At 40.4% G+C, this 25,246-nt stretch carries 22 protein-coding genes, 2 tRNA genes and 2 pseudogenes; 15 read left to right on the forward strand and 11 right to left on the reverse strand.

Translation table 11 applies throughout. The annotated features are described in order from the left end of the window. Nucleotides 1–64 precede the first annotated feature (64 nt). The 4 genes from nagB-II to nagP all read left to right on the forward strand — a co-directional run bounded on the left by nagB-II (nucleotide 65) and on the right by nagP (nucleotide 4,970). Nucleotides 65–1,066, forward strand: a complete 1,002-nt coding sequence (nagB-II, locus tag ACRWQL_RS15395) for a glucosamine-6-phosphate deaminase NagB-II (RefSeq protein ID WP_226414053.1) — start codon at nucleotides 65–67, stop codon at nucleotides 1,064–1,066. Between the two features lie 35 nt (nucleotides 1,067–1,101). Next, entirely contained in the window at nucleotides 1,102–2,292 is a 1,191-nt protein-coding gene (gene nagA, locus ACRWQL_RS15400; protein WP_434950868.1) for an N-acetylglucosamine-6-phosphate deacetylase, read from the forward strand. Between the two features lie 54 nt (nucleotides 2,293–2,346). Then, nucleotides 2,347–3,507, forward strand: coding sequence for a transmembrane glucosamine N-acetyltransferase NagX (gene nagX, locus ACRWQL_RS15405; protein WP_434950870.1), 1,161 nt, complete (start codon nucleotides 2,347–2,349; stop codon nucleotides 3,505–3,507). 158 nt (nucleotides 3,508–3,665) lie between these two features. Further along, complete coding sequence (nagP, locus tag ACRWQL_RS15410) at nucleotides 3,666–4,970, forward strand: N-acetylglucosamine MFS transporter NagP (RefSeq protein WP_434950872.1); 1,305 nt, start codon at nucleotides 3,666–3,668, stop codon at nucleotides 4,968–4,970. Nucleotides 4,971–5,263: 293 nt separating this feature from the next. Here nagP and ACRWQL_RS15415 read toward each other — a convergent pair. Beyond that, nucleotides 5,264–5,339 (reverse strand) — tRNA-Thr (locus ACRWQL_RS15415). Between the two features lie 7 nt (nucleotides 5,340–5,346). Continuing rightward, nucleotides 5,347–5,422, reverse strand: a tRNA-Phe gene (locus ACRWQL_RS15420). 384 nt (nucleotides 5,423–5,806) lie between these two features. On the opposite strand from ACRWQL_RS15420, the gene ACRWQL_RS15425 reads away from it, so the two are divergent. Next, nucleotides 5,807–6,358: a cytochrome b gene (locus ACRWQL_RS15425; RefSeq protein ID WP_434950874.1), complete on the forward strand. Its 552-nt coding sequence runs from the start codon at nucleotides 5,807–5,809 to the stop codon at nucleotides 6,356–6,358. A gap of 33 nt (nucleotides 6,359–6,391) precedes the next feature. Further along, the gene (locus tag ACRWQL_RS15430) at nucleotides 6,392–6,979 is read left to right on the forward strand and encodes a YceI family protein (RefSeq protein WP_434926831.1); all 588 of its coding nucleotides are present in this window, start codon (nucleotides 6,392–6,394) and stop codon (nucleotides 6,977–6,979) included. Between the two features lie 297 nt (nucleotides 6,980–7,276). On the opposite strand, the gene ACRWQL_RS15435 is transcribed toward ACRWQL_RS15430, so the two are convergent. After that, nucleotides 7,277–7,552: an oxidative damage protection protein gene (locus ACRWQL_RS15435; protein WP_226414073.1), complete on the reverse strand. Its 276-nt coding sequence runs from the start codon at nucleotides 7,550–7,552 to the stop codon at nucleotides 7,277–7,279. A 2-nt stretch (nucleotides 7,553–7,554) separates the two neighbouring features. Next, nucleotides 7,555–8,673 (reverse strand): A/G-specific adenine glycosylase, encoded by a 1,119-nt coding sequence (gene mutY, locus ACRWQL_RS15440; protein WP_434950876.1) that lies wholly within the window; start codon nucleotides 8,671–8,673, stop codon nucleotides 7,555–7,557. A gap of 159 nt (nucleotides 8,674–8,832) precedes the next feature. Between mutY and trmB the strand changes: the two genes are divergently transcribed. From trmB to ACRWQL_RS15465, 5 genes are all read left to right on the forward strand, one after another. After that, nucleotides 8,833–9,549, forward strand: coding sequence for a tRNA (guanosine(46)-N7)-methyltransferase TrmB (gene trmB / locus ACRWQL_RS15445; protein WP_434926829.1), 717 nt, complete (start codon nucleotides 8,833–8,835; stop codon nucleotides 9,547–9,549). A gap of 26 nt (nucleotides 9,550–9,575) precedes the next feature. Then, the gene (locus ACRWQL_RS15450; protein ID WP_226414077.1) at nucleotides 9,576–9,902 is read left to right on the forward strand and encodes a 50S ribosome-binding protein YggL; all 327 of its coding nucleotides are present in this window, start codon (nucleotides 9,576–9,578) and stop codon (nucleotides 9,900–9,902) included. Continuing rightward, a complete protein-coding gene (glsB, locus tag ACRWQL_RS15455; RefSeq protein WP_434926828.1) occupies nucleotides 9,903–10,817 on the forward strand; it encodes a glutaminase B in 915 nt (304 codons plus the stop codon). 235 nt (nucleotides 10,818–11,052) lie between these two features. Beyond that, nucleotides 11,053–11,904, forward strand: a complete 852-nt coding sequence (locus tag ACRWQL_RS15460) for a YggN family protein (protein WP_434926827.1) — start codon at nucleotides 11,053–11,055, stop codon at nucleotides 11,902–11,904. Between the two features lie 468 nt (nucleotides 11,905–12,372). Further along, nucleotides 12,373–13,314 carry a LysR family transcriptional regulator gene (locus ACRWQL_RS15465; RefSeq protein WP_226414080.1) on the forward strand — a complete coding sequence of 314 codons (942 nt, stop codon included), beginning with the start codon at nucleotides 12,373–12,375 and terminating at the stop codon, nucleotides 13,312–13,314. Nucleotides 13,315–13,757: 443 nt separating this feature from the next. On the opposite strand, the gene ACRWQL_RS15470 is transcribed toward ACRWQL_RS15465, so the two are convergent. The 7 genes and pseudogenes from ACRWQL_RS15470 to ACRWQL_RS15500 form a co-directional block, all read right to left on the reverse strand. After that, a complete protein-coding gene (locus ACRWQL_RS15470; RefSeq protein ID WP_434950877.1) occupies nucleotides 13,758–15,611 on the reverse strand; it encodes a DUF885 domain-containing protein in 1,854 nt (617 codons plus the stop codon). A gap of 212 nt (nucleotides 15,612–15,823) precedes the next feature. Continuing rightward, nucleotides 15,824–16,959, reverse strand: a pseudogene (gene hemW / locus ACRWQL_RS15475) (radical SAM family heme chaperone HemW). A gap of 80 nt (nucleotides 16,960–17,039) precedes the next feature. Beyond that, a complete protein-coding gene (gene rdgB / locus ACRWQL_RS15480) occupies nucleotides 17,040–17,657 on the reverse strand; it encodes an RdgB/HAM1 family non-canonical purine NTP pyrophosphatase (RefSeq protein ID WP_434950879.1) in 618 nt (205 codons plus the stop codon). A gap of 139 nt (nucleotides 17,658–17,796) precedes the next feature. Beyond that, the gene (locus ACRWQL_RS15485; protein ID WP_434950880.1) at nucleotides 17,797–18,237 is read right to left on the reverse strand and encodes a DUF4426 domain-containing protein; all 441 of its coding nucleotides are present in this window, start codon (nucleotides 18,235–18,237) and stop codon (nucleotides 17,797–17,799) included. A gap of 198 nt (nucleotides 18,238–18,435) precedes the next feature. After that, nucleotides 18,436–18,984: a YggT family protein gene (locus ACRWQL_RS15490; protein WP_434926823.1), complete on the reverse strand. Its 549-nt coding sequence runs from the start codon at nucleotides 18,982–18,984 to the stop codon at nucleotides 18,436–18,438. Nucleotides 18,985–19,116: 132 nt separating this feature from the next. Continuing rightward, entirely contained in the window at nucleotides 19,117–19,935 is an 819-nt protein-coding gene (gene proC / locus ACRWQL_RS15495; protein WP_434931415.1) for a pyrroline-5-carboxylate reductase, read from the reverse strand. Nucleotides 19,936–20,155: 220 nt separating this feature from the next. Further along, a complete protein-coding gene (locus ACRWQL_RS15500) occupies nucleotides 20,156–20,848 on the reverse strand; it encodes a YggS family pyridoxal phosphate-dependent enzyme (protein ID WP_434950882.1) in 693 nt (230 codons plus the stop codon). Nucleotides 20,849–20,872: 24 nt separating this feature from the next. Here ACRWQL_RS15500 and ACRWQL_RS15505 point away from each other — a divergent pair, with 24 nt between their 5' ends. From ACRWQL_RS15505 to ACRWQL_RS15520, 4 genes and pseudogenes are all read left to right on the forward strand, one after another. Further along, on the forward strand, nucleotides 20,873–21,910 hold the full coding sequence (locus tag ACRWQL_RS15505) for a type IV pilus twitching motility protein PilT (RefSeq protein ID WP_434926820.1): 1,038 nt from the start codon (nucleotides 20,873–20,875) through the stop codon (nucleotides 21,908–21,910). An 11-nt stretch (nucleotides 21,911–21,921) separates the two neighbouring features. Beyond that, nucleotides 21,922–23,033: pseudogene (locus tag ACRWQL_RS15510) on the forward strand (PilT/PilU family type 4a pilus ATPase). A gap of 179 nt (nucleotides 23,034–23,212) precedes the next feature. Further along, complete coding sequence (locus ACRWQL_RS15515) at nucleotides 23,213–24,337, forward strand: hypothetical protein (protein ID WP_434950884.1); 1,125 nt, start codon at nucleotides 23,213–23,215, stop codon at nucleotides 24,335–24,337. Nucleotides 24,338–24,723: 386 nt separating this feature from the next. Beyond that, a complete protein-coding gene (locus ACRWQL_RS15520; RefSeq protein WP_434953402.1) occupies nucleotides 24,724–25,236 on the forward strand; it encodes a glutathione peroxidase in 513 nt (170 codons plus the stop codon). Nucleotides 25,237–25,246: the final 10 nt, after the last annotated feature.

The raw sequence follows: 25,246 nt of genomic DNA on the forward strand, positions 1-25,246 counted from the left end.
ATTGAATCAAGTTTATGAAATAAGTTACTGGTTATGACATAACAATTTTGTATAAAGGTTTATTATGACAACTAATACCATCATGGAACAAGAAGCTCGCACAGCCCCTCAAAAAATAGCTGAGCAATTAAAAGCGAATGAAAGCATTACGACATTACTGGGTGAAAAGTTACGAGAATTTAAACCAAAGTTTGTCATGATAGTTGGCCGAGGCTCATCTGATCATGCAGGTGTGTTTGCTAAATATTTATTTGAAATTGAAGCTGGCATTCCAACATTTGCAGCAGCGCCATCTGTGGCAAGCGTTTATGGTAAAACGTTACAACTTGAAGGCGGTTTAGTGATTGTTATTTCACAATCTGGCCGTAGCCCTGATATTCTTGCCCAAGCAAGAATGGCTAAAAATGCTGGCGCATACTGTGTCGCGTTAGTGAATGATGAAACTGCGCCAATTAAAGATATCGTTGATGTGGTTGTGCCATTGCGCGCAGGTGAAGAGAAAGCCGTTGCGGCAACTAAAAGTTATTTAGCAACCCTTTCTGCCATTTTACAAGTTGCCGCTAAATGGACTCAAAGTGAGTCCTTAGCACAAGCGGTAGACTCTTTACCACAGGCGTTACAGACCGCTGTTGATGCTGAACCACAATTAACCGCAGAGTCATTAGATGGCGTTAAAAACCTTGTCGTACTCGGCCGTGGTTTAGGTTATGCAGTGTCAAAAGAAATAGCATTAAAAATGAAAGAAGTGTGTTCAATCCATGCCGAAGCTTTTAGTAGTGCTGAATTTTTACATGGCCCAGTAACCTTAGTTGAAAAGAAACTGGCAATTGTAGATGTGTGTATTAATGATGAATCTTACGCAAGCCATGTAGAGCAAATTGATAACGTGAAGCAACGTGGTGCTGATTTAGTTCATTTGAATCAAACGGCAGCAGATATTCACCCTCGTGTAGCACCTTTAGCGTTATTACAGCGTTTTTACATTGATGTAGCCGCTGTTGCTATTGCTCGCGGTATTAATCCAGACCAACCTGCTGGCTTAAAGAAAGTAACACAAACACTGTAATATCTTTAATAAAACTAAAATAAAACGAGAGCATTATGAAACAAATCCTGATTGTTGAGCGATTATTCGATGGAGAAAATTTTCATCAAAATATGGCGGTCACTATCGAAGCAGGCTGTATTATCGCAGTTCAATCTGCTGAAGCTATAGACATTGATATTGATCCTAATACCGTCTCTAAGCTAGCGGGTACGCTAACGCCAGGGTTTGTTGATGTTCAAGTTAATGGCGGTGGCGGGGCATTATTTAATGCCCAGCCCAATGTTGAATGCATTGAAACAATTGGCCGCGCCCATGCAAGGTTTGGGACCACAGGTTTTCTACCGACTTTAATCACTGATGATGTTGAAGTGATGGCAAAAGCGGCTGATGCCGTTGCGCTTGCTATTAAGCAAAATAAAGCGGGTGTATTAGGTGTTCACTTTGAAGGGCCGCATTTGAGCATCCCTAAAAAAGGCGTTCATCCCCAGCAGTATATCCGCAATATCAGTGATGCAGAGCTGGCTATATTTAGCCGCCAAGATCTGGGTATTAAAGTGGTTACCTTAGCGCCTGAAAACGTTTCAACCCAAGTGATTAAAAGTTTAGTTAAAGTTGGCGTCAGAGTATGTCTTGGCCACTCAAATGCAGATTATGACACGGTTGTTGCAGCACTTAATGCTGGCGCTACTGGCTTTACTCATTTATTCAATGCCATGTCAGCTTTAGGTTCACGTGAACCGGGTATGGTTGGCGCAGCACTTGAAAGCCAGGATGCCTGGTGTGGTCTTATTGTAGATGGGCATCATGTACACAGTGCTGCAGCCAGAATCGCAATTAATGCCAAACCACGCGGCAAAATGATGTTAGTCACTGATGCTATGCCACCAGTTGGCATGAGTGAAGATGCAAGTTTTGAATTATTTGGCATAAAAGTAGTACGTCAAGGCGATCGACTTAATGCCACAACAGGCGAGCTGGCGGGTTGTGTGTTAGATATGGTTGGTGCAGTGAATAACAGTGTCAGCATGCTGGGCTTATCCCATGGTGAAGCATTGCGCATGGCATCATTATATCCGGCCCAGTTCCTTGGTTTCGAGTGCGGCCCAGGCTCAACAAGTAACTTAGGTTCATCAAATAGCTTAGGCTTTATTAAACCCGGGTATCGAGCTGATTTGGTATTACTTAATCAAAATAATCAGGTCAGTCGAACTTATATTGGTGGCAAAATTGTTTTTGCCCAGTAATCGATTTATCCCTTCAGTTTCAGCTTCTCGATAATAATAACAATAGAGGCAAGTATGTCTGTTAAGCCCGCTACTAGAATACATAGTGAACAAACTAAGCCAGATAAACCAAGATTAAAGTCCCTTGATGCTTTACGTGGCTTTGATATGTTTTGGATTATTGGTGGCGAAGGCTTATTTGCCGCCATGTTTGCATTAACCGGTTGGGCGGGTTGGCAGTTAGCTGCGGGTCAAATGCAACATAGTCAGTGGCATGGCTTCACCCTATATGATTTAATCTTCCCGCTATTTATTTTCTTATCAGGTGTGGCACTAGGCTTATCGCCTAAGCGATTAGATAAGCTTCCTTATCATTTACGAATGCCTTTATATCGACATGCGCTCAAGCGTTTAGCGTTGTTGATTTCGCTCGGGGTACTTTACAACCATGGTTGGGGAGCGGGTATCCCTACCGATCCTGAACAAATTCGGTTTTCTAGTGTATTGGCGCGTATTGGATTCGCCTGGTTTTTAGCGGCAATTTTAGTTTGGCATACATCATTACGAACTCAAATTTTTACCGCTGTAGGTATACTCGTTTTCTACTCATTATTATTATGTTTTATGCCTTTTCCCGGTGGTCAAGCAGGTGTTTTCACTATGGATGGCAGCATCAATGCTTACGTTGATGGATTGCTTCGCCCAGGTATTGCTTATCAGCATAGGGCACTCGATCCTGAAGGTGTGTTATCAACCTTGCCAGCTGTCGTCAATGCGTTAGTCGGTGTGTTTGTTGGGCAATTTATTGTTAGACCGCATGATAAAGGCGATTGGGCAAAAGTTGGGATTATGGCGCTTTCTGGGTCGGTGTTGTTAGCTTTAGGCTGGTTGCTAAACCCGCTAATTCCGGTCAATAAAGACTTATGGACCCCTAGCTTTGTATTGGTTACCTCTGGCTGGAGTTTACTCTTTTTAGCGTTATTTTACGCCATTATCGATGTGCTGAAATGGCAGAAGTGGTCATTTGTATTTGTCGTGATAGGGACCAATGCAATTATTATTTACCTTGGTTCAAGTTTAATTGATTGGCAGTACATTACTCGCAGTGTGTTTGGCGGCGTTATTCAAGCATTTCCTTCAGCAAGCCAGCCGCTTGTTGGTGTGGTGGGTTTTATCACAGTGCAGTGGTTAATTTTATGGTGGATGTATCGTCGTAATATATTTATTCGAATTTAAATTAAAGGCAGGTCTAGCTGCTACTAGTTATAAATGACAGCGTTGTCTTGGTGGTTAAAGTGTTCTATTATCGAACAAGATAGTCTATATGTGACTCAATCCATATCTAGATTATTCAAACTACAAAGGCCCTATAAATAAAAATAATGAGCAGGTTTATGGAAATGACAACAACAGAACAACAATCTAAAAGTAGCTTTGTCCCTATGGCAATTGTCGCAGTGCTGTTTTTTATTCTTGGCTTTGCCACATGGTTGAATGGCTCTTTGATGCCATATCTTAAACAAATTTTGCAACTGACTCCCTTTCAAGCTTCGTTGATATTATTCTCATTTTATATTGCGGTAACCTTCACCGCATTACCTTCTGCCTGGGTGATCCGTAAAGTGGGCTATAAGAATGGTATGGCTTTGGGTATGGGCATCATGATGCTTGCCGGATTATTGTTTATTCCTGCTGCGCAAACGCAAATTTTTGTATTGTTTTTACTTGCGCAGTTAGTTATGGGTACGGGGCAAACGTTACTGCAAACCGCGGTAAATCCTTATGTAGTTCGCCTAGGCCCTGAAGAATCAGCGGCTGCTCGCGTCAGTGTGATGGGTATTTTGAATAAAGGTGCGGGCGTGATTGCGCCTATGGTATTCACAGCGCTAATATTAGACAGTTTTAAAGATCGTGTTGGTACTGAACTAAGCCAAATTCAAATTGATGAGATGGCTAATAGCTTGATTTATCCTTATTTAGGCATGGCTATATTCATTGGTATTTTAGCTATAGCAGTCAAGAAATCTCCACTGCCTGAGCTTGAAAAAGATGAGCAAGAACAAGGTTCTGAAAAAGGTCAAATTAAACAAGCTTTGGCCCATCCTAATTTAGCATTAGGTGTTGTTGCTTTATTTGTCTATGTTGCCGTTGAAGTGATTGCTGGTGACACTATTGGTACCTTTGCATTAACTCTGGGCGTTGAAAATTATGGTGTAATGACCTCATATACCATGCTGTGTATGGTGTTCGGTTATACTTTAGGTATCATTTGTATCCCGCGGTTTATTTCACAGCCTAACGCACTAATGTTCAGTGCTATTTTGGGATTAGTGTTAACCGCTGGCATCGTATTTGGTGACAGTCAGTCCTATGCAATTGCCAATGTATTATTAGTCCCATTTGGTGGTGCTCAGCTTCCTGATACTTTACTGATGATTGCCTTTTTAGGTTTAGCTAATGCTATTGTTTGGCCTGCGGTATGGCCATTAGCATTGTCAGGTATGGGTAAGTTAACCAGTACGGGTTCTGCCTTATTAATTATGGGTATTGCCGGTGGCGCTTTTGGACCACTATTTTGGGGATTAACTAGTTCAGCAACCTCATTAGGTATGCAGGGCGGTTATATGGTGATGTTCCCATGTTACTTGTTCATCCTATTCTACGCAGTTAAAGGTTATAAAATGAAAAGTTGGAAATAGCTTTTTCATTATAAAGTCCTGCTAATAATAAAAAGAGCGCATGAGCGCTCTTTTTTATTTCATCAAATAATGAGTAACGAACCGATTAATAAGATTCAGAGCTGCAGTTTGAGTATCAGCTGATGGTTCGATGTGTTTTGCTATATTATTGATACTTTCTATTCTTAATGCTTTAAATAAAGGGGGATGCAGTGAAAGGCGGGCTGAGACTATGCTTGAGATAAAAGGATTAATTAAATCGCTAATATTCAGATGCAAAAAAGCCACTCATTGAGTGGCTTTTTTGTTTTTTATGGTGCCGGCACCAAGAGTCGAACTCGGGACCTACTGATTACAAGTCAGTTGCTCTACCAACTGAGCTATGCCGGCTAAATTGTGGTGCCCGAACCCGGAATCGAACCAGGGACACGAGGATTTTCAATCCTCTGCTCTACCGACTGAGCTATTCGGGCAACTAAACTAAGTGTCTAGTTATCTACTTCACACTTAACAATCTTACTAAGTAAGGCCTGTCTCGTCTGGAGTGCGCACATAATATAGTGATGGTTTTTATCGTGCAAGTGGTTTTTAAAAGTTTTTACTCGTTCGGTTAGTTTGTGCGCAAGATGGTGTTTTTTTAAATACTATTGCGGATTTTTAAGGCAAACATGAGCTGAAATGAATATTTAGATAGAGTTATTAGCTGCTATTTAGCGGGTAAATATCAATCTTTTACAATAGTTCTATTTATTAGAATGATTTTAACAATTTTTAGAGGTTTTATTTCAATAAATAGTAAGTAGACTGTTTAGATTAGTTTTAGTCGCAGTTACTGAGTAAAAAACAAGGACCTGTTAATGTTAAACAATACTCCGACTCGATATGGGTTGCTTAATATCTTAGTTCACTGGCTATCCGCTATTGCTGTTATAGGGTTATTTGGCCTAGGTTTTTGGATGGTAGAGTTAACCTATTACAGTAGTTGGTATAAGACCGCACCAGATATTCATAAAAGTGTCGGGGTTATATTATTATTTTTAACCCTCATTAGAGTTTTTTGGCGATTAACAAACGTAAAACCTAATCCCATTTCAACCCATAAAACCTGGGAGAAAAGGGGCGCTCATTTGGCACATAAATTACTTTATGTCCTGATGATAGCCATTATGGTATCAGGAATATTAATTTCGACCGCTGATGGACGTGGAATATGGGTATTTAACTGGTTTGAGTTACCCGGTGTCGGTGAGCTATTTACCGACCAGGCTGACTTAGCCGGACTGTTCCATCAATATGCTGCATATAGCTTAATTACTCTGGTGATAGTTCATGCAGTGGGTGCGTTAAAACATCACTTTATTGATAAAGATTCAACCTTAACCCGTATGTTATGGGTTAAGCATAAATAATCACCAAATCATTTATACAAAGGAAGGATTAACATGAAAAAACATCTAATAGCAGCATTAATGAGCACGGCAATGCTAACGCCTATGTTTGCCACAAGTACTGCCAATGCAGCTGATTACGTTATCGATACCCAAGGTGCCCATGCTTTTATTCAATTTAAAGTTAGCCACTTAGGTTATAGCTTTGTGATGGGGCGCTTTAATGATTTTTCTGGTGATTTTAGCTTCGACAGTAAAGATGTCAGCAAAGGTAATATTAAAGTAAACATCAATACCACTAGCGTTGACTCAAATCATGCTGAGCGTGATAAGCATTTACGTAGCGCTGATTTTTTAAATACCGATAAATTCCCGCAGGCTAGTTTTAAATCAACGTCGGTAGAAGATAAAGGCGAGGGTAAGTTTGTTGTTAATGGCGATTTTACCTTTAACGGTGTGACTAAGCCTATAGCGATTGATGCGGTGATGATTGGCGAAGGTGACGACCCATGGGGCGGATACCGTGCAGGTTTTACCGGAACAACCAGCTTTAAAATGAAAGATTACGGTATAAAAATGGATCTTGGCCCTGCATCTGCCAATGTCGAGCTTGAATTAGTTGTTGAAGGGATCAAGAAGTAATAAAGTCATAATTAAGATATAACGGCTAATCTGTAATAGTTTGGCTGCTTTAGTATCAGAAACGGCCTGTAATCTAGATTACAGGCCGTTTTTATTTGAGCAATTAAACTACTGCAGATATCAAGTGATGATAAATATCAGTCATTATATTTAACGCTAGGGAATGGGTTGTGAGCTCTTTGTTGATACAGGCACGTTTAAGGTTACATAGATGAAGGAGGTTTCTAGCCGGAATAGCATCAATAAAAAAGGATAAGTAAATAACTTATCCTTTAATCAAAAGCAGAAGGAATTGAATTAATCTTCGGCTGGTGGCACATAGCCTTCGATTTCAACGTCTTTGCCTTCAAATAAGAAGTTAACCATTTGCTCTTCAAGAAACTTACGGTCCTCAACATTCATCATGCTAAGTTTTTTCTCATTGATCAACATGGTTTGTTTTTTCTGCCACAAACCCCACGCTTCTTTGCCAATATTATCAAAGATACGTTTACCCAGATCGCCTGGATAAAGTTGAAAGTCTAAGCCATCAGCTGACTTGTTTAAATGAACGCAATTTACCGTGCGAGCCATGTTTACTCCTTAACGTGAACGGGGGAAGCGACAGAATCAGACTGTTGATTTAACACCGCACCAAGATTGGCAAGAATCTTTTCTGTTGCGGCGGCTAATCCGACTTTGGCTGGATGCTTGATGTTATACCAGAGTGGTGGACTTTGTTCCATCACCCCAGTAAATTCCTGTGTGACTCTAACGTCATTTTGAGTAGACACTTCAACCATAATAGGCTGAATATCTAAATGAAAATGACTAAATGTATGCCGAAAACCGACTAAGTCAATGGTAGATTTTTGCAGCGACTGTAACGCTAAATACTGCTCTATTGATGCTTGGTCATCAAATTGTGGAAAACACCACAATCCGCCCCAAATGCCAGTAGGTGGACGTTGTACTAATTGTACTTGGCCTTGATGAAGCATGACCAGCATCCAAGCTTGTTTAGTTGGGATCGTCTTTTTAGGCTTTTTACCCGGATATAGGCTTTGTTTGCCACTAAGTTGAGCAATACAATCAATGGCTACTGGACAAGATGCGCATTGAGGTTTGCTTCTGCTACAAATGCTAGCGCCTAAATCCATCATAGCTTGATTGTACTTTTGCACATCATCACTTGGGGTTAACTGTTCCGTTAACTGCCACAGGGCTTGTTCAACGGCCTTTTGTCCGGGCCATCCTTCAACAGCACCATGTCGAGCCAATACGCGTTTAACATTACCGTCTAAAATAGGGTGGTGCTGGCCAAGTGACAATGACAAAATGGCTCCAGCGGTTGAACGGCCAATGCCCGATAATGCTAGCACTTGTTCAAATTCAATGGGAAATTCACCCTTAAACACATCGCGAACATGAATAGCGGCTTTATGCAGGTTACGGGCTCTGGCGTAATAGCCAAGGCCAGTCCAAAGATGAAGCACTTCATCCTGTGGCGCATTTGCTAAATCGACAACGGTAGGAAACCTTGCCATAAATTTTTCGTAATAGGGGATCACTGTTGCAACTTGGGTTTGTTGTAACATTATCTCTGAAACCCATACTCTATATGGGGTTTTATTGATCTGCCACGGTAATTTTTTACGACCGTGAACATCATACCAAGCGATAATACGCTCAGCGAAAGTGGCTGCTATTTTCATGCGGGCAGTGTAGCGATACGCCTATAATCAAACAAGGTTTATATAAACAATTGTTAGTAGATTAGGTATACTGTGCCGCTGAAATAAAAAATTTAAGATTAACTATTATGATCCGGGCCGTTTCGTTGGAAATTGCACCATTGTAATAAAGAGGCAAAAATGAGCGACGTTACCACAGCTGAATTTAATGAGGAAGGTAAGTACCTTCGTAAAATCAGAAGCTTTGTATTACGTGAAGGCCGTTTAACTAAAGGTCAGTCACAAGCTATTGAATCACATTGGCCAGCTATGGGGCTTGATTACAGTCCTGAAGCATTAAATCTCAGCCAAGTATTTGGCCGTGAAGCTGATACCGTATTAGAGATCGGTTTCGGTATGGGAGGCTCTTTAGTACAAATGGCTAAAGCTGCTCCTGAGCTTAACTACATAGGCATTGAAGTACATAAACCAGGTGTTGGCGCATGTTTAGGCGATGCGGGTGAAGCGCAAGTGACTAATTTACGCGTATATCATCACGATGCAATGGAAGTGTTAGAACACAGTATTGCAGATGGTTCATTATCACGTGTGCAGTTATTCTTCCCGGATCCTTGGCACAAAAAACGTCATAATAAACGTCGTATAGTGCAGCCTGAATTTGCGCAGCTAATACGCCGTAAACTTAAAATTGGTGGCGTATTTCATATGGCGACCGACTGGGAAAATTACAGCGAGTATATGCTTGAAGTAATGCAAGTTGCTGAAGGTTATAAAAACCAATCAGCCACTGGCACAGTGGTTGAAAGACCAGATTATCGTCCATTAACAAAATTTGAAGCACGGGGTCATCGCTTAGGCCATGGTGTTTGGGATATTATGTTCGAACGTATTAGTTAATAACGTCTAAATTAGGAGACAGTATCATGGCAACAAATCGTAGCCGTCGTTTACGTAAGAAATTACGAGTTGATGAGTTCCAAGAGTTTGGTTTTGACATCCAATGGACGTTTGAAGAGTCTGTGTCAGAGCAAGATATTGATAGCTTAATCGATCAATTTATTCATGAAGTGATCGAGCCACGCCAATTAGGTTTCCATGGCGGCGGACATAAAGAATGGCAAGGTATTATTGCGACTCAACACATTGGTAAATGTACCGATGAAGACATTGCAGTGATTACTGATTTTTGGAAAAGCAAACCAGTAAAAGATGTAGAAGCTACAACCTTATATGATATTTGGTGGGGTTAATTGCTAAACCAAGCATTATTACAAGAGGCGGTCGACAGTGTTCGGCCGCTTTTAGGTAAAGGCAAAGTAGCCAATTACATACCGGCATTAGCCAATATTGATAGTACTAAACTTGCAATTGCTGTAACCACAGTTGATGGTCAAACAATTGGAGCTGGAGACTATCTTGAACCCTTCTCTATCCAATCTATTTCAAAAGTATTTAGTCTCACCCTCGCGCTCAATCTTTATCGTGAAGATGAAATATGGAGCCGAGTAGGCAAAGAACCGTCAGGGCATTCTTTTAACTCACTAGTTCAAGTTGAATTAGAGCGGGGTAAACCGCGTAATCCATTTATTAATGCTGGCGCGTTAGTCATTGCTGATTTGTTACAAACCAGAAGCAGTGCACCAAAACATCAAATGTTAGAAGTGGTGCGTAAGCTGAGTATGAATCCAACTATAAGTTACGACAAAGTAGTAGCTGATTCTGAATTTGCTTTTAGTGCGCGTAATGCAGCGATTGCTTACTTAATGAAATCGTTTGGTAATTTTAACGGCGTAGTTGAAAATGTACTTAAAAACTACTTTCATTACTGTGCCTTAAAAATGAATTGTGCTGACTTATCTAAGTCGATGCTTTACCTGGCTAATCGCGGTAAAACCTTGTCAGGTGAACAATGGATAACGCCTATACAAACAAGGCAACTCAATGCACTGTTAGCAACCTCGGGTTTATATGATGGTGCGGGAGAATTTGCCTATCGGGTAGGTATGCCTGGTAAAAGTGGAGTCGGTGGCGGTATTATTGCCGTGATCCCTGGTGATATGTCTGTTTGTGTTTGGTCTCCAGAATTAGACGGTAATGGCAATTCATTGGCCGGAACCGCAATGTTAGAACATCTTTGTCAAAAATTAGGTCGCTCGATCTTTTAAACATATTTCAATCTAGATAAAAATGATTAATTTAACTAAGTTTTAGTTTTTTTGGCTAATGCAATTAAGTTATTCGGTTAATGTCATCTTTAATTTTGTTTTAAGTAACTGAAATAAAGCGGCTTGTTAATTTTGGCACACAACATGCTATGTCATTAGTAACTTATCAATAATTGTTGATTGACTGCTTCTTCTTAGTCAATTGTGATTCCCGTATAGCAAAAGGATTTATTAAATGACTCAACATAATCAAGTCACTAAAAGCACGCTTAATAGCCAGAAATTACTAACGGGCCTTATATTTTCTGGACTGATTTTTACTGCCGGCGCGTTCACCCCTGCAATGGCTAAAATGTCTTTGAACGATCAAAGCTGTAATGTCACCTTGCACTACGACGTAACTGTTGAGCCTAAATCCGTTAAGGTCAGTGAAAAGGGATTAGAAAAATACCGTGTTGAAGTTGGTCAGTTATTCGTGGAAGGAAAACCGGTAAAATTAACGGCTGCTCAGCAAAAAACATTAACTCAATACTCTGATGAAGTCTCTCGTCAGGTGCCTGAGGTGATAGATCTAGTTGGTGAAGTTGTTACCTTGGCAACCCAGGCAGTTACAATGGCGCTGACTCCGTTGCTTGGTGACGCAGCCGGTAGCCAAATCGATAAATTGATGGATGGTATTGAGCAACGTGTAGATACTATGGCTTATCAGCAGGGTGATATGTTTTTCATTGGTTCAACAGAATCGTCTTTAGAAGAAACCTTTAATGATGAGTTTGAGCAAGAAATGGAAAACATTGTCTCAAACTCAATTGGAAGTTTGATGATGAGCATGGGAAGCCAGATCATGTCTTCAGAAGGTGGATCATTCGAACAGAAAATGAATGCTTTTGCGACTAAAATGGAAAATGTAGGTAAAGATATTGAATTACAAATGGAATCACAATCTGAGGCTTTAGAAGGCCGAGCTGACAAAGTCTGCGGCGATTTTGAAAAGTTGATGGTACTAGAAAATCAACTTAGAAAAGATATTCCACAATTGGCACCTTACAAACTAGCCAGTTTAGAGGCGCAGCCTTTATCTGAATAATCTTTTCTACCTCCCTTACCCGATTAATTTTACGCGACTCAAGTGCGTTAACTTGAGGAAGACTTTGTAAATCATTGGTTTCAATGTCTTATGTATGTCACCTGACTTTCCCCCTACTAGTGCTTATTTGGCAGGGGGCTTTTTATATCCGTTATGTACCTTCCTGCAGCACCTCTTCAAGTAAACTTGCAAGTTTGTTCTGATAAAAAAATTCTCAATTATAAATATAGAGCAATGATATAGTTTTTTGTTATACTCATAAAAATTATAAGAAAAATGCACTCTATTTAAATTTTTGCTAGTTTTTCGGATAATTGGCGTAACTTTACAACCTATTGGATTTATTTAATGTTTAATAATGCTATTTAAGCCAACGGCTTCCATTGATATGACATTCATGGAAGATAAAGTGAGTAAAGAAATTGCCGAAAATCGTTTTCAATGTCGTAACAGCTTAAGGCGACTTTCATGTTAGAACTGTTAGAACCAATTGCCATTTTTACCCATGTTGCTCGTGCAGGTAGTTTTAGTGCTGCTGCAAGACGCCTTGGAATATCCAAATCTAAAGTAAGTACGCAGGTAGCTGATTTAGAACATAAATTAGGCGTGCAGCTTATTCAGCGAACAACTCGTAGTTTAAGTTTAACTGAAGCGGGTAATTTACTTTATTTACAAGGTGAAGAGCTGCTGCGCGATGCTGAACAAGCGGTTTCCAGTGTGCATAATTTGAATGATGCAACACGTGGTGTACTTAAAGTGGGAATTTCACAATCATTTGGTACCATGCATCTTATCCCTGCACTACCAGCGTTTATGGCTAAACATCCTGATCTAGAGTTGCAGGTAAGTTTGTTGGACCATAAGGTTGATGTTGTTAGTGAAGGCTTAGATTTGTTGCTAACGATGTCTGAGCAACTTCCTTTAGGCATGGTGGCTCGTCCATTAATGAAGTGCCAGTTCTTATTAGCAGCATCGCCTGAGTATGTGGCTAAGCACGGTAACATATCGCGCCCTGAACAGCTTGTTGAACACAATTGCTTAGTTTACCAAGGTGAATGGCATGAACACAGCATGTGGCAGTTCAAGCGAGGTGACGATTATTGTGAGATTGGTGTATCAGGTAATTTCCGCGTTGATAATGCACCGGCTTTAAAATCAGCAGCCGTTAGTGGGTTAGGTATAGCCTATCTTGCCAGTTATCTGATGGAAGATGAAATCGAGAAAGGCACATTAGTTCCTTTACTGACAGATTGGCAATTGACCAACAATTTACCTTTGCAAGCCGTGTATCCAAGACGTAAGCACTTAGCTCCTAAAGTTAGTGCCTTTATTGACTTCATTAAAGGCCATATTGGTACATCGCCATATTGGGACGTTAAATTCGAACATTTGTATAAATTACGTAAGTAATTTTGAAAACATTGTTCTTAAAATAGAATAAAGCCATGCAGCCCAGAATGGCTTTTTTATTTGTGTTTTTTATCAAAAGCTTAAGCTGATTGTTATGCAGTAAAAGCTAAATTGGTAAATCAATGGTTTAACCGCTGCTTACCATGGGGGTGTTGCAGTCTGTTCTTATTTGAATACAATAGATGTCAGTTGATTCGAAATGATTTGAATAAATACGATTTTGAGAAATGACCCCTTTTCATTAGCGTGTACAAATCAGCCACTTCGCAAATTTTGAGTCACGGCTGGCAGCAGTTTATAATTAAAACAATGTTAGCTTTGAAACCATCATCCTAGTTTTATTGGTTTACCCCAGACTTTGTCTGGGGTTATTTTTTTGTATAAAAAAAGCAACAACCCATGGTCGCTGCTTTATTTTCAAAACTCATCTTATTGTAACGTCGTTACTTAATCGATTTAACCCAGCGGTTCACTTTAGTTTCCAGTACATCTAATGGTAACGGTCCATATTGTAAAACGAGTGTGTGAAAGTCGCGAATGTCGAACTTGTCGCCTAATTGTTTCTTGGCGTGTTCACGTAGCTCAAGGATTTTAATCATCCCCACTTTATAAGCTGTGGCCTGTGAAGGCATAACGACATGACGTTCAACCATTTTTATGGCATCAGACTCTGCATTGGGCGTGTTTTCAACGTAGTAAGCAATACCTTGTTCACGGGTCCACTTTTTAGTGTGGATACCTGTATCTACCACTAAGCGGCAGGCACGCCATAATTCCATGGCTAAGCGGCCAAAGTCTGAATAAGGATCAGCATATAAGCCCATTTCTTTTGGGAAGTATTCAGTATATAAACCCCAACCTTCGCTATAGGCAGTGTAACGACCATACTTACGGAATTGCGGAATACCTTCTAATTCTTGTGCTATGGCAATTTGCATATGATGACCAGGAATACCTTCATGGTAAGCCAGTGCCTCCATTTGGTATTTAGGCATAGCGCTCATGTCATAAAGATTAGCGTAGTAAATACCAGGTCGTGAACCATCTGGTGCTGGTTGATCATAAAAGGCTTTTCCGGCCGACTTTTCACGGAATGCTTCTACCGGGCGTACACTCAAACTTGCTTTAGGTTTGATTTTGAATACTTCATCTATTCGAGACTCCATATTATCAATCATCGCTTTCGCATCAGTAATGTAGGCATCACGACCCGCTTGTGTGTCTGGGTAGTAGAATTGCTTGTCATCTCGCATGAAGGCGAAGAACGCTTGCAGATTACCTTCAAAGCCGACTTTTTTCATAATAATACGCATTTCATCTTGAATGCGCGCGACTTCACTTAACCCTAATTCATGGATTTGATCCGAAGTCATATCGGTAGTCGTTGTACGAGCTAAGGCATTATTAAAGTAAGTCTCACCATCAGGGAACTTCCAGGCACCATCTCGGTTATCTGCCTTTTTCTCTAATTTAACCAGGTAACTTAGCAGGCTTTCATAACCTGGTTTTACACTGTCTATTAAAGCTGACTTTGCATCAGCAAGTAACGATTCTTTTTCTGATCCAGTAATTGATAATTTTGCGACTTTACGATTAAAATCTGCCCATAACGCGCTGTCTTCTCCCGTTGAATCAAAAGGTGCACCGGTAATAATATTCTGGCTGTCTGATATTACGTAAGGAAATACGAATTTAGGGGCAATAATGTTTTTATCAGCACGTATGGTTAATTCAACTTCAAGTTGAGCCAGCAGAGGCTTTACGCCTTCTAAACGGCTGATATAAGCCTTAGCGTCGCTTAGATCAGTAATTTGATGTTGGTTAATTAAAAATGAGGCAATCATTGAATGCATACCATACATCTGGTTAACCGGATAAGTATGGTAACGCCATTTATCATCAGCAATAGCTTGCTCTAAGCTTGCTTTAAATAGCTCAAAACTTAAGGTTGTTTGTTGATCAAGCTTGCTGACATCTAATGTCAGTAATTGAGCCAATTGTGCTTTGGCGAGTGCAAGATTTTTATCTGCACCGGCATCTGAAATATCACCCCATTTATCATAATCTTGCTTTATGCCTAAATAGGTTTGATTGATAGGATTAGCCATAATGCTTTGCATAAATAACTCATCAAACAATGCATTAGCTTTTTGAGATTCAGTCTGTGTTGAACTGACTTTTGTAACACTTTCTTGAGCACTATCAGCAGGCATTGAATGTGAGTGAGCGTAAATATTACCGCTTAAAAGGCTAGAAAGAGTCAACGCAAGTAACGTTGTTTTAGTTTTTATCAGCATTGCGGGCATTCCAATCTTATTTTTAAAAACGCTATCCTAATAAAGCTGGAGGTAAAAGTGTAAATTGAAGTGTTAGTAAGTGTTTCGATATTGTGAAAATAACCTGAAAGACACTCAAATTAGTTACAGTCTGGTGCGACTAGTAAGCACCAGACTGATATGTTATATAAAGCTTATTTGTTGCCTTGCTTTAATTAACCCTTTTATTACAGTTAAATAAACTGTGATAGAAGATCGTTGACAAACATATGACCTTTTGAAGTAAGCTGCCAATGGGTGTCGGTTTCAGTTAACAAGCCTCGATGAATTGATTTAGCCATACCTTCTTTTACAACTGTCGCGCTTTGACCTGTTCGCGCTTCAAATTCTGCTTTAGGAATGGGCGTCATCAAACGTAAGCGATTCATTAAATACTCTAAAGCTCTATCTTCGGTTATGACCTCTGTGGTTTCTGAGGTGTAATCACTCGCCGCCAAGTAGCCCTTAGGGTGCTTAACTTTGACTGTGCGAATAATGCTGTCCGTATCTGGTAGAGTAATTTTTCCGTGGGCGCCACAACCAATACCTAAGTAGTCACCAAATTTCCAATAGTTAAGATTATGTCGACACTGAAAACCAGGTTTTGCGTAGGCTGATATTTCGTATTGCTCATAACCTAGTGCAGCTAATTTTTTTGTCCTTGCTCGTAGATATGCCACAATTTCTCATCATCAGGTAATTGTGGTGGTTTAGAGTGAAACAAAGTATTGGGCTCAATGGTAAGCTGATACCAAGACAGATGCGGCGGCATTAAAGCGCCAGCGGTATCAATATCATGCATGGCTTCATCAAAGCTTTGATTAGGCAGACCGTGCATTAAGTCCAAGTTGAAACTTAAGTAATTGGCTTGCTTGGCTTTCTCTGCTGCTGTTTTTGCTTCATCTTGATCGTGTATACGCCCCAATAGATTAAGCTTTTCTTTAGAGAAGCTTTGCACTCCAATAGATAAACGCGTCACGCCTGCGGCGCGGTATGCGGCAAAATCGTCATGTTCAAGCGTGCCAGGGTTGGCTTCCATGGTAATTTCAATGTCTGTTTCGAATGGGATCATGGCTTCAACCCCTTCGAGTAAACGTTGTATTTGGCTAGCGTCAAATAATGAAGGCGTGCCACCACCAATAAAGATGGTGTGAATAGGTCTTTGTTGAACATAACTCAGATCATTTTTAAGATCTGCCAATAACGCGTCGACATATTGTTGCTGTGGTAATTCGCCATTTTGTCCATGGGAGTTAAAGTCGCAATAAGGGCATTTTTGCACGCACCACGGAATATGGATGTACAAACTAAGTGGTGGTAATGACAACATCGATGGTTAGCCTATTTAAATGGGTATAATGACACTTTTCGCTTAACGGTAGCTTTTAAAAATGAATATTCAACTTACTATTAGCCCTGAATAATTCCTTTGGCCTTCATGGCTGCGACTAACATGGCTAATGCCTTACCACGATGACTATGGGCATTCTTTTCATCACTGGTTAGTTCAGCGGAGGTTTTATCAAATCCGTGTGGAATAAAAATAGGGTCGTAGCCGTGGCCTTGCTCACCTTGGGGGACTAAATTAATAGTGCCTTCCCACGCAGCTTGGCAAATAATTGGCGTCGGGTCTTTGGCATGACGCATATACACTAATACGCATTGAAAGCGAGCTGCACGATTTTGATGTGACTTCATTTCTGTAAGTAACTTTTGATAGTTGCTGACTTCTGTCGCGTCTTGGCCTGAATAACGTGCCGAATAGATACCTGGTTGGCCGTCTAATGCGTCAACTTCGATACCTGAATCATCTGCTATAGCGGGTTTACCCGTGATTTCAGCAGCATGACGAGCCTTAATGATGGCGTTTTCAACAAATGTAGTACCGGTTTCGGCGACTTCAGGGACATCAAATTGGCTTTGGGCAAGCACTTGAATATTGAATTGAGCCAGCATTTGATCAAACTCGTTAAGTTTGCCTTTATTGCCGCTGGCTAACACAATTAGTTGTGAAATGGGTGCTTGCATGAAACTGCCTTATTTTGTCATCTGAAATGATCGGCATTATACCCCAAGCTAGCAGTAAAAGAAGGCGATAAATCAGCTCGCTAAGTTAACCAGTGTAAGTTTAGCTAACCCAATATGGGCTTATTAGTCTGTATTCTAATCAATCAACATAAAACTTTTGCTTAAATTTTAGCGAGGTATTTAATTTTTTAGCGTGTTTAATGGCAATCGAAAAGTTAATTTCCTGGTCGTCACGATAGGGGACCTGGGCAATATAATAAATAGCATCGCCTTCACGAATTTCTTTAAAATTAAGCTCCATTTTTGCATCAAGTAAATTATTAGCAATGCCCGATATTTCAACCGCAACCGCTGGATTACCCCCTTGGCTTGTATCTAATACCGCAATATTGATAATGCCGTTATAGCGGCTGCGCTCAATACCATAGGTTTTAGCTATAGTGGGGGTAATAAAGGTGCTGTTAAGTGCCATATAATGAATGTCAAAATTACCGACTTGTTGTTTCTGCTCTGCTTGTGCTGGCGCAATTAATAGCATTAGGCTCATGATGAGTGCAAACGGGAGTATTTTGTTAAACATTTTAATATCCTTTTTAAAAGCAGCGCAAAACTGCTGTATGTCAGAACTGTAAGTATAGCGCTATATCATGTGTCGCGGTTAATTCTGGCATTAGGTGTCGCAATAAGCGTAACGCCATTTTTACATCAATCTAGTGCCAGTTTTCAGTATGAAAAAGGCAGTCTAAAAAGACTGCCTTTCAATATGATACGTTTTAAGTTAAATCATCGCCCAAAATGGAATGTATTGGGAAAATAAAATATTGATAAAATTCATCGCAATAAACAGCACTAATACCGATAAATCTAAACCACCAATCGCCGGGATCACTTTACGAATTGGCGCTAAAATTGGGTCGGTAAGTTGAGACATTATCATGACAATAGGGTTGTAGCCCTGATTAAACCAGCTTAATACCGCACGAATAAGCAGCATCCAAAATAGCAGCACTCCAGCGTTTTTCAGCACCGAAACTACTGAAAAAAGTAATAAGGTAGCAATATCAATTCCAGCGCCTGCAATGAATGTCAGCACTAACATTTTTAGTATTACTACGATTAAAGCTAATAGTAACGATGCAGTGTCAATGCTACCTATAGAGGGGATAACTCTGCGCATTGGCGCGACAATCGGTTGGGTCGCTTTTACTACAAATTGGCTAAATGGGTTGTAAAAATCGGCTTTAACTAGCTGTAGCCAAAAACGTAAAATAACAACCATTAAATATAAATCAAACAAGGTGCTAACTAAAAAACTCATCGCATTCATGATGTTGCCTTACCATTTTAGTGTTCAGGGTATAGTCATTGGTTTGATTTATTAACCAATGATGTCAAAATAACTTGAGTGATTTTAGCACTCAAAACCGCGAAAACACGTAATTTAAGTCAATTTATATACTTAAAATGTTTTTGCCATTTCTTCTGCTTTAGCAACACAATTACTCATTGCGCTATCGACTAATTCTCGTAAACCACCTTTTTCAAAGGTTTCAACGGCTTGTGCTGTTGTGCCACCCTTTGAGGTGACATTATTACGCAATGTTGCTAAAGATAAATCTTGATTCTGAATCACCATTTGCGCCGCACCCAGAGCCGCTTGCTCTGCTAATGCCCGTGCTTTAGCTTCATCCATACCCATTCTTTTGCCTGTTTCTATCATTGACTCAATGAACAAGAAAAAATAAGCTGGTGAGCTGCCAGCAAGCGCGATAACTTGATTAAGTTCGCTTTCTTTTTCGACCCAAATGACTTTGCCACCGCTTTCCATCAAGGTTTGGCATATGGCTTTATGTGCTTCAGTAATACTCTCATCAGCAAAAATGCCTGTCATGCCATAACCTAATTGTGTTGGCGTATTTGGCATAGTGCGAATAAGTTTAATGGGTTGGTTAAAGTATTCTGGGTATCTCGATGCTGGAATGCCTGCAGCAATAGTGATGACTAACTTATTGGATAAATCGAGAGTTTGCATAGACTCACAAACTTGTTGCATCAATTGGGGCTTGACGCTGAGTACAATCACATCGGCATCTTTTGCAGCCTGGATATTATCGTTAGATACCAGAATACCAAAGTCACTATTAAGTGCATCAAGCTTAGGTTGACTGGGATTAGTCGCGTGAACTAACTCACTTGGATAACCGTTTTTTACCAGTCCGCTAATAATGCTGCGGGTCATATTTCCTGCACCAATAAAACATACTTTCGCTTGTGTCATTATATTGTCCAACTTTTAATTCGATTACGTATCATGTTTGTTTATATGAGGGCAAAAAAGTCATTTTCAATGTTAGCCACTGTGCAGCAGTGTCCATTAGCTATCACTTTTAGAACAACTTGAAGGTGAAACGGCTCATATTTCTATCGTTATTGAGCTTGTTAATGTTGCATGCACTAACATTTAGAAGGCATTAATACAGCGTGCTGCGAGCGCTAGCTTACGCTCTGTCACCAAATATCGCACTGCCTATTCTTACCATGGTAGAACCATTAGCAATGGCCATATCTAAATCGCCACTCATTCCCATTGAAAGGGTATCAATACCTTCAAATTGTTGCTGTAAGTGCTGATATATTTGCTTAAGTTGACTGAACTCAGCTTGCTGAACGTTGACATCATCTGTCGCGGTCGGAATGGCCATGACTCCCCTTAGTGATAAATTAGGCATTTGGCTTATTTGCTTGGCTAATTCAATAACCGCTTGCGCATCAATGCCAGATTTGGTGTCTTCTTGGCTGATATTGACTTGAATGCACACCTGAAGCGGTGCTTTTTGCGCAGGGCGTTGATCGTTCAGCCGTTTGGCCGTTTTCTCACGGCTTAGGGTATGCATCCAATCAAAGTGTTCTGCAACAATTTTAGTTTTGTTCGATTGTAATGGTCCAATAAAGTGCCATTCAATATCTGGATGCGCCTGTTGCATTGCGATAATTTTTTGCTCACCTTCCTGGACATAATTTTCGCCAAAAAGTCGCTGTCCAGCCTGATAAGCTTCTATAATGTTGCTAATAGGTTTAGTTTTACTCACCGCAAGCAGCTTTATCTCGCTGGGCGAGCGTGAACATTTTTGCGCCGCTTGATTCATTCTACTCTGGGCGATTGATAATCTGTCTGCTATTGTTGTATTCATATTGTTAAAATGGACGTCTCTATAATGGAAATCACTGAATTACTGGCCTTTAGTGTAAAACATAAAGCATCAGATCTACATCTTTCTGCAGGTGTTTCACCTATGATCCGTGTTGACGGTGAAGTCAGAAAAATTAACTTGCCGCCGTTAGATCATCAAGGTGTACACAGTTTAGTGTACGACATTATGAATGATAAACAGCGTAAAGATTACGAAGAACATCTTGAAATAGATTTCTCGTTTGAAGTGCCTAACTTAGCACGTTTTCGTGTTAACGCATTTAACCAATCCCGTGGTGCTGGTGCTGTATTTCGTACCATTCCTTCAGATATTTTGTCTCTCGAGCAGCTAGGTGCACCGGATATTTTTAAAAAAATCTCCAGCTTTCCTCGTGGGTTAGTATTAGTGACAGGACCAACAGGCTCTGGTAAATCTACCACATTAGCGGCAATGGTCGATTACATTAATGAAAATCGTCATGAACACATTTTGACCATTGAAGACCCAATCGAATTCGTTCACCAAAATAAGCAATGTTTGGTCAACCAACGTGAAGTGCATAAGCACACCCACAGTTTTAATGCGGCGCTTAGAAGTGCACTGCGTGAAGATCCCGATGTTATTCTTGTGGGTGAGATGCGTGACTTAGAAACCATTCGCTTAGCCATGACAGCGGCCGAAACGGGTCACTTAGTGTTTGGTACCTTGCATACTACTTCAGCGGCAAAAACCATTGACCGTATTGTTGACGTATTCCCCGCAGGTGAGAAAGGCATGGTACGGACTATGCTATCTGAATCATTGCAGGCTGTTATTTCACAAACACTCATTAAAAAGGTCGGAGGCGGACGTGTAGCCGCACACGAAATTATGATGGGAACACCGGCTATTCGTAACTTAATACGTGAAGATAAAGTGGCGCAAATGTATTCAGCTATTCAAACCGGTATGGCTCACGGTATGCAAACGCTAGATCAATGCTTACAAACGTTAGTCAATCGTGGTTTGATTACGCGTGAAGATGCCATGCATAAAAGCGGTAATAAGCAAGCCAACTTTTAAGGAATAGTACAATGGATGTTCGCCCTTTTTTAGCCACTATGGTTGAAAAAAAGCTTCTGATTTATTTATCACAGCTATGTTTCCACCAAGTGCCAAAATTGATGGTGAGTTGCACCCACTGTCAGAGCAAAAGCTAACACCTGCCCAGTCATTAGAGTTTGTTGAATCTTTAATGACCGATGTGCAGAAAAAAGAGTTTAAAGAATCTCGCGAGTGTAACTTTGCCTATGCGGTTTCGGGCTTAGGGCGTTTTCGTGTGAGTGCATTTTGGCAGCGTGACTCAGCAGGCTGTGTCATGCGCCGTATTGAAACTAATATCCCTGAAATGGATGATTTAAAACTGCCGCCCATTCTTAAAGATTTAGTCATGAGCAAACGCGGCTTAATTATTATGGTCGGCGGCACGGGAACGGGTAAGTCAACATCGCTAGCCGCGTTAGTGGGTTATCGTAATGCTCATGCTCGGGGACATATTTTAACCATTGAAGATCCGGTCGAATTTGTGCATAACCACCGTAAAAGTATTGTGACTCAAAGAGAGGTGGGTATTGATACCGTGTCTTTTGATGCGGCACTTAAAAGCTCTTTACGCCAGGCACCCGATGTTATTTTGATTGGTGAAATTCGTACCCAAGAAACCATGGAATTTGCATTATCGTTCGCTGAAACGGGTCACTTATGTATGGCAACCTTGCATGCCAACAATGCCAACCAAGCACTAGATCGAATTATGCATTTAGTACCTGAAAGTAAGCATGCTCAGTTATTATTCGATTTGTCGCTGAACTTACGCGGTATTGTTGCTCAACAGCTTATTGCTAAATCAGATGGTACAGGCCGCCGTGCGGCAATTGAAATCCTTATCAATACACCGCGTATTGGTAGTTTGATCGCAAAAAATGAACTGCATTTGTTAAAAGAAACCATGGCTAAATCGAATGAGCAGGGCATGCAAACCTTTGACCAGGCCTTACTTGGTTTGTACTCTGAAGGTGAAATTAGTTACGCCGATGCATTACACCACGCCGATTCTCCTAATGATTTGCGCTTAATGATTAAGCTTAAAACCAATGACTCTTCTAATTCAGGCTTTTTGGAAGGTGTGACATTAGACATGGATTAAGCCAAGTTAATTAACGCTTTGTGCTATTTATGATTAAGCCGCAACAATCGTTGCGGCTTTTTTGTTATAATAGTTGCCCTTTTTCTGTACCTTTGCCATCAATAATTAAGCTGTCACTTTACAACTGTTTAAATGGGGATCTGCTTTCATCACGTTAACACCACCGTAAGGATCATTTCATGTCTTCTCTCAAGAAATTATCACCATTACTGCTCGCTATTTTATCCTTTCAGCCTCAAGCTGTTGAGGTCACTGATGAGTTAGATATTGGTGGTGCAGTTCGCGTTAATTACGGCTGGAAAGATTATGACAATAACGCAAAATTAGAGTTTGAGTTATTTCGCGCCGATGTGAATTACAATTCAGATGATGGCTTGTTTGCTTCAGCTCAATATCGTTGGTACCAAAATATGGATGTCATCCACCATGCGTATATGGGGTATCAATTTAATGAGGCACAATCATTACAGGTGGGAGTTACCCAAGTGCCATTTGGACTATTGCCTTACGCCGCGCATTCTTTTTGGTTTGGTGCGACATACTACATAGGCTTTGAAGATGATTATGATGCGGGAGTACATTATCAATATCAGCGTGATAATTTACGTGCCGATTTAGCTTATTTCGCCAATGATGAGTACGGTAAAGGTAGTCGCTTTGATCGCTACTCTTTCGATGTGGCAACCACAGAGCAATCACCTTATCAAGAATCTGGCCAATTAAATGCCCGAGTTGAATATGAGATAAGCCAAAATAGTTTTGGCCAAAAGATTGGTAGTTCTATTCAATATGGTCAACTCGATTATGTTGCTAGCGTTAACGGGGGAGAGGGCATTGATGGCAATACACCTAATACAGATGACATCAGCACATTTGCCGGCGCAGTGCATTGGCAAGTAGATTGGCAAACCTGGCAACTTCAATTGCAGTATTTACATTACAATTATGATGTTAAGTATGGTAATCGTATCGCATTATCGGCATTTTCATACCCATTTCAAATAGCGGCACAAGCTGATGTAGTAACCGCTAACCTATCAAAATCTATCGATGTCGATTGGGGGCCTATTTCAAATATTAACTGTTATAACGATTATAGTACGGTACTTGCATCGGGTAGCGGGCTTGCTGATTCGGTTCAAAATGTCACCGGTTGTGCCATTAGCGCCGGTAAATTTTATTCGTATCTTGACTGGATCGCGGGTAAGAATATGTACTTTGTTGGCGGCGACGGTGTTGGCATTGATAATGGTGATACCTCGTGGCATTCTCGACTAAACATTAATGTCGGGTTTTATTTTTAATTAGGCTCAGACTTAACGATGTACAAGAGTTAATTTCGCTATATCAATGATTTCAAACTAGTGATCTAAGTCAGCAGTATAACCGTATACATGAGACATATTTTGTGCTGTAAAATTTTGCTGATAATATTGATTTAATCGTCACTAGCACTTAGTCAGTTCGTGCTTACTAGCTAACTAGCCATCTTCTAAAAGTCAGGTTTTAAAACTCAGTTTTTAGTAAAGCTAGATATCAGTAGATTTAGTTAAATATTAGCAGCTTAACGTATTCATTAATTCAATAAGGATGTCTTATGTCAGGTTTATCGCAAATGTCTTCAAAAACGCTTCCTTCTATAGCGAAGCTTTCATTGGTTGCCACATCACTAGTGGCTCTTGCTATCGGTATGACATTTTTCAGTGCTAATGCCAGTGCAGCAAGTTGCCCTGATTACCTAAATGTAGAAGCGCGTAAACTGCATTCAGATGATAACGTCAACTTGTGTGAGCTAACCCAAGGTAAACCAGTGTTAATAGTCAACACGGCTTCAAACTGTGGCTTTACCTCACAATTTGAAGGGCTTGAAGCCTTACACAAACAGTATAAAGACAAAGGATTAGTTGTTATTGGTTTTCCATCTGATGATTTTTTCCAAGAAGAAAAAGATGAAGCCAAAACCGCCGATGTCTGTTTTATCAATTATGGTGTGACATTCACTATGGTTGCTACCTCACCAGTGCGTGGTAACGATGCCAACTCAGTCTTTCAGCACTTAAACCAGAAAAGCACGGCGCCAAAGTGGAACTTTTACAAATATTTAGTTTCGGCTGACGGTGAGACTGTGACCCAGTTTAATTCGCGCGTAAAACCAGATAGTGAAGAGCTTAAAAAAGCTATCGACAAGCAACTAAGTATTTAATTATTTAATT

Origin of the sequence: Shewanella sp. HL-SH4 (assembly GCF_051164845.1) — a bacterium.
Taxonomy (GTDB): domain Bacteria; phylum Pseudomonadota; class Gammaproteobacteria; order Enterobacterales; family Shewanellaceae; genus Shewanella; species Shewanella glacialimarina.

What these genes read in the sequence shown, in the direction of transcription:
- ACRWQL_RS15500 (WP_434950882.1), bottom strand. Translation starts at nt 20,848, where the DNA reads ATGAATACAACAATAGCAGACAGATTATCAATCGCCCAGAGTAGAATG.
- ACRWQL_RS15425 (WP_434950874.1), top strand. Translation starts at nt 5,807, where the DNA reads ATGTTAAACAATACTCCGACTCGATATGGGTTGCTTAATATCTTAGTT.
- mutY (WP_434950876.1), bottom strand. Translation starts at nt 8,673, where the DNA reads ATGAAAATAGCAGCCACTTTCGCTGAGCGTATTATCGCTTGGTATGAT.
- ACRWQL_RS15485 (WP_434950880.1), bottom strand. Translation starts at nt 18,237, where the DNA reads ATGTTTAACAAAATACTCCCGTTTGCACTCATCATGAGCCTAATGCTA.
- proC (WP_434931415.1), bottom strand. Translation starts at nt 19,935, where the DNA reads ATGACACAAGCGAAAGTATGTTTTATTGGTGCAGGAAATATGACCCGC.
- ACRWQL_RS15450 (WP_226414077.1), top strand. Translation starts at nt 9,576, where the DNA reads ATGGCAACAAATCGTAGCCGTCGTTTACGTAAGAAATTACGAGTTGAT.
- nagP (WP_434950872.1), top strand. Translation starts at nt 3,666, where the DNA reads ATGGAAATGACAACAACAGAACAACAATCTAAAAGTAGCTTTGTCCCT.
- nagA (WP_434950868.1), top strand. Translation starts at nt 1,102, where the DNA reads ATGAAACAAATCCTGATTGTTGAGCGATTATTCGATGGAGAAAATTTT.
- ACRWQL_RS15505 (WP_434926820.1), top strand. Translation starts at nt 20,873, where the DNA reads ATGGAAATCACTGAATTACTGGCCTTTAGTGTAAAACATAAAGCATCA.
- trmB (WP_434926829.1), top strand. Translation starts at nt 8,833, where the DNA reads ATGAGCGACGTTACCACAGCTGAATTTAATGAGGAAGGTAAGTACCTT.
- nagX (WP_434950870.1), top strand. Translation starts at nt 2,347, where the DNA reads ATGTCTGTTAAGCCCGCTACTAGAATACATAGTGAACAAACTAAGCCA.
- ACRWQL_RS15520 (WP_434953402.1), top strand. Translation starts at nt 24,724, where the DNA reads ATGACATTTTTCAGTGCTAATGCCAGTGCAGCAAGTTGCCCTGATTAC.
- ACRWQL_RS15515 (WP_434950884.1), top strand. Translation starts at nt 23,213, where the DNA reads ATGTCTTCTCTCAAGAAATTATCACCATTACTGCTCGCTATTTTATCC.
- rdgB (WP_434950879.1), bottom strand. Translation starts at nt 17,657, where the DNA reads ATGCAAGCACCCATTTCACAACTAATTGTGTTAGCCAGCGGCAATAAA.
- ACRWQL_RS15465 (WP_226414080.1), top strand. Translation starts at nt 12,373, where the DNA reads ATGTTAGAACTGTTAGAACCAATTGCCATTTTTACCCATGTTGCTCGT.
- ACRWQL_RS15460 (WP_434926827.1), top strand. Translation starts at nt 11,053, where the DNA reads ATGACTCAACATAATCAAGTCACTAAAAGCACGCTTAATAGCCAGAAA.
- ACRWQL_RS15435 (WP_226414073.1), bottom strand. Translation starts at nt 7,552, where the DNA reads ATGGCTCGCACGGTAAATTGCGTTCATTTAAACAAGTCAGCTGATGGC.
- ACRWQL_RS15490 (WP_434926823.1), bottom strand. Translation starts at nt 18,984, where the DNA reads ATGAATGCGATGAGTTTTTTAGTTAGCACCTTGTTTGATTTATATTTA.
- ACRWQL_RS15430 (WP_434926831.1), top strand. Translation starts at nt 6,392, where the DNA reads ATGAAAAAACATCTAATAGCAGCATTAATGAGCACGGCAATGCTAACG.
- ACRWQL_RS15470 (WP_434950877.1), bottom strand. Translation starts at nt 15,611, where the DNA reads ATGCTGATAAAAACTAAAACAACGTTACTTGCGTTGACTCTTTCTAGC.
- nagB-II (WP_226414053.1), top strand. Translation starts at nt 65, where the DNA reads ATGACAACTAATACCATCATGGAACAAGAAGCTCGCACAGCCCCTCAA.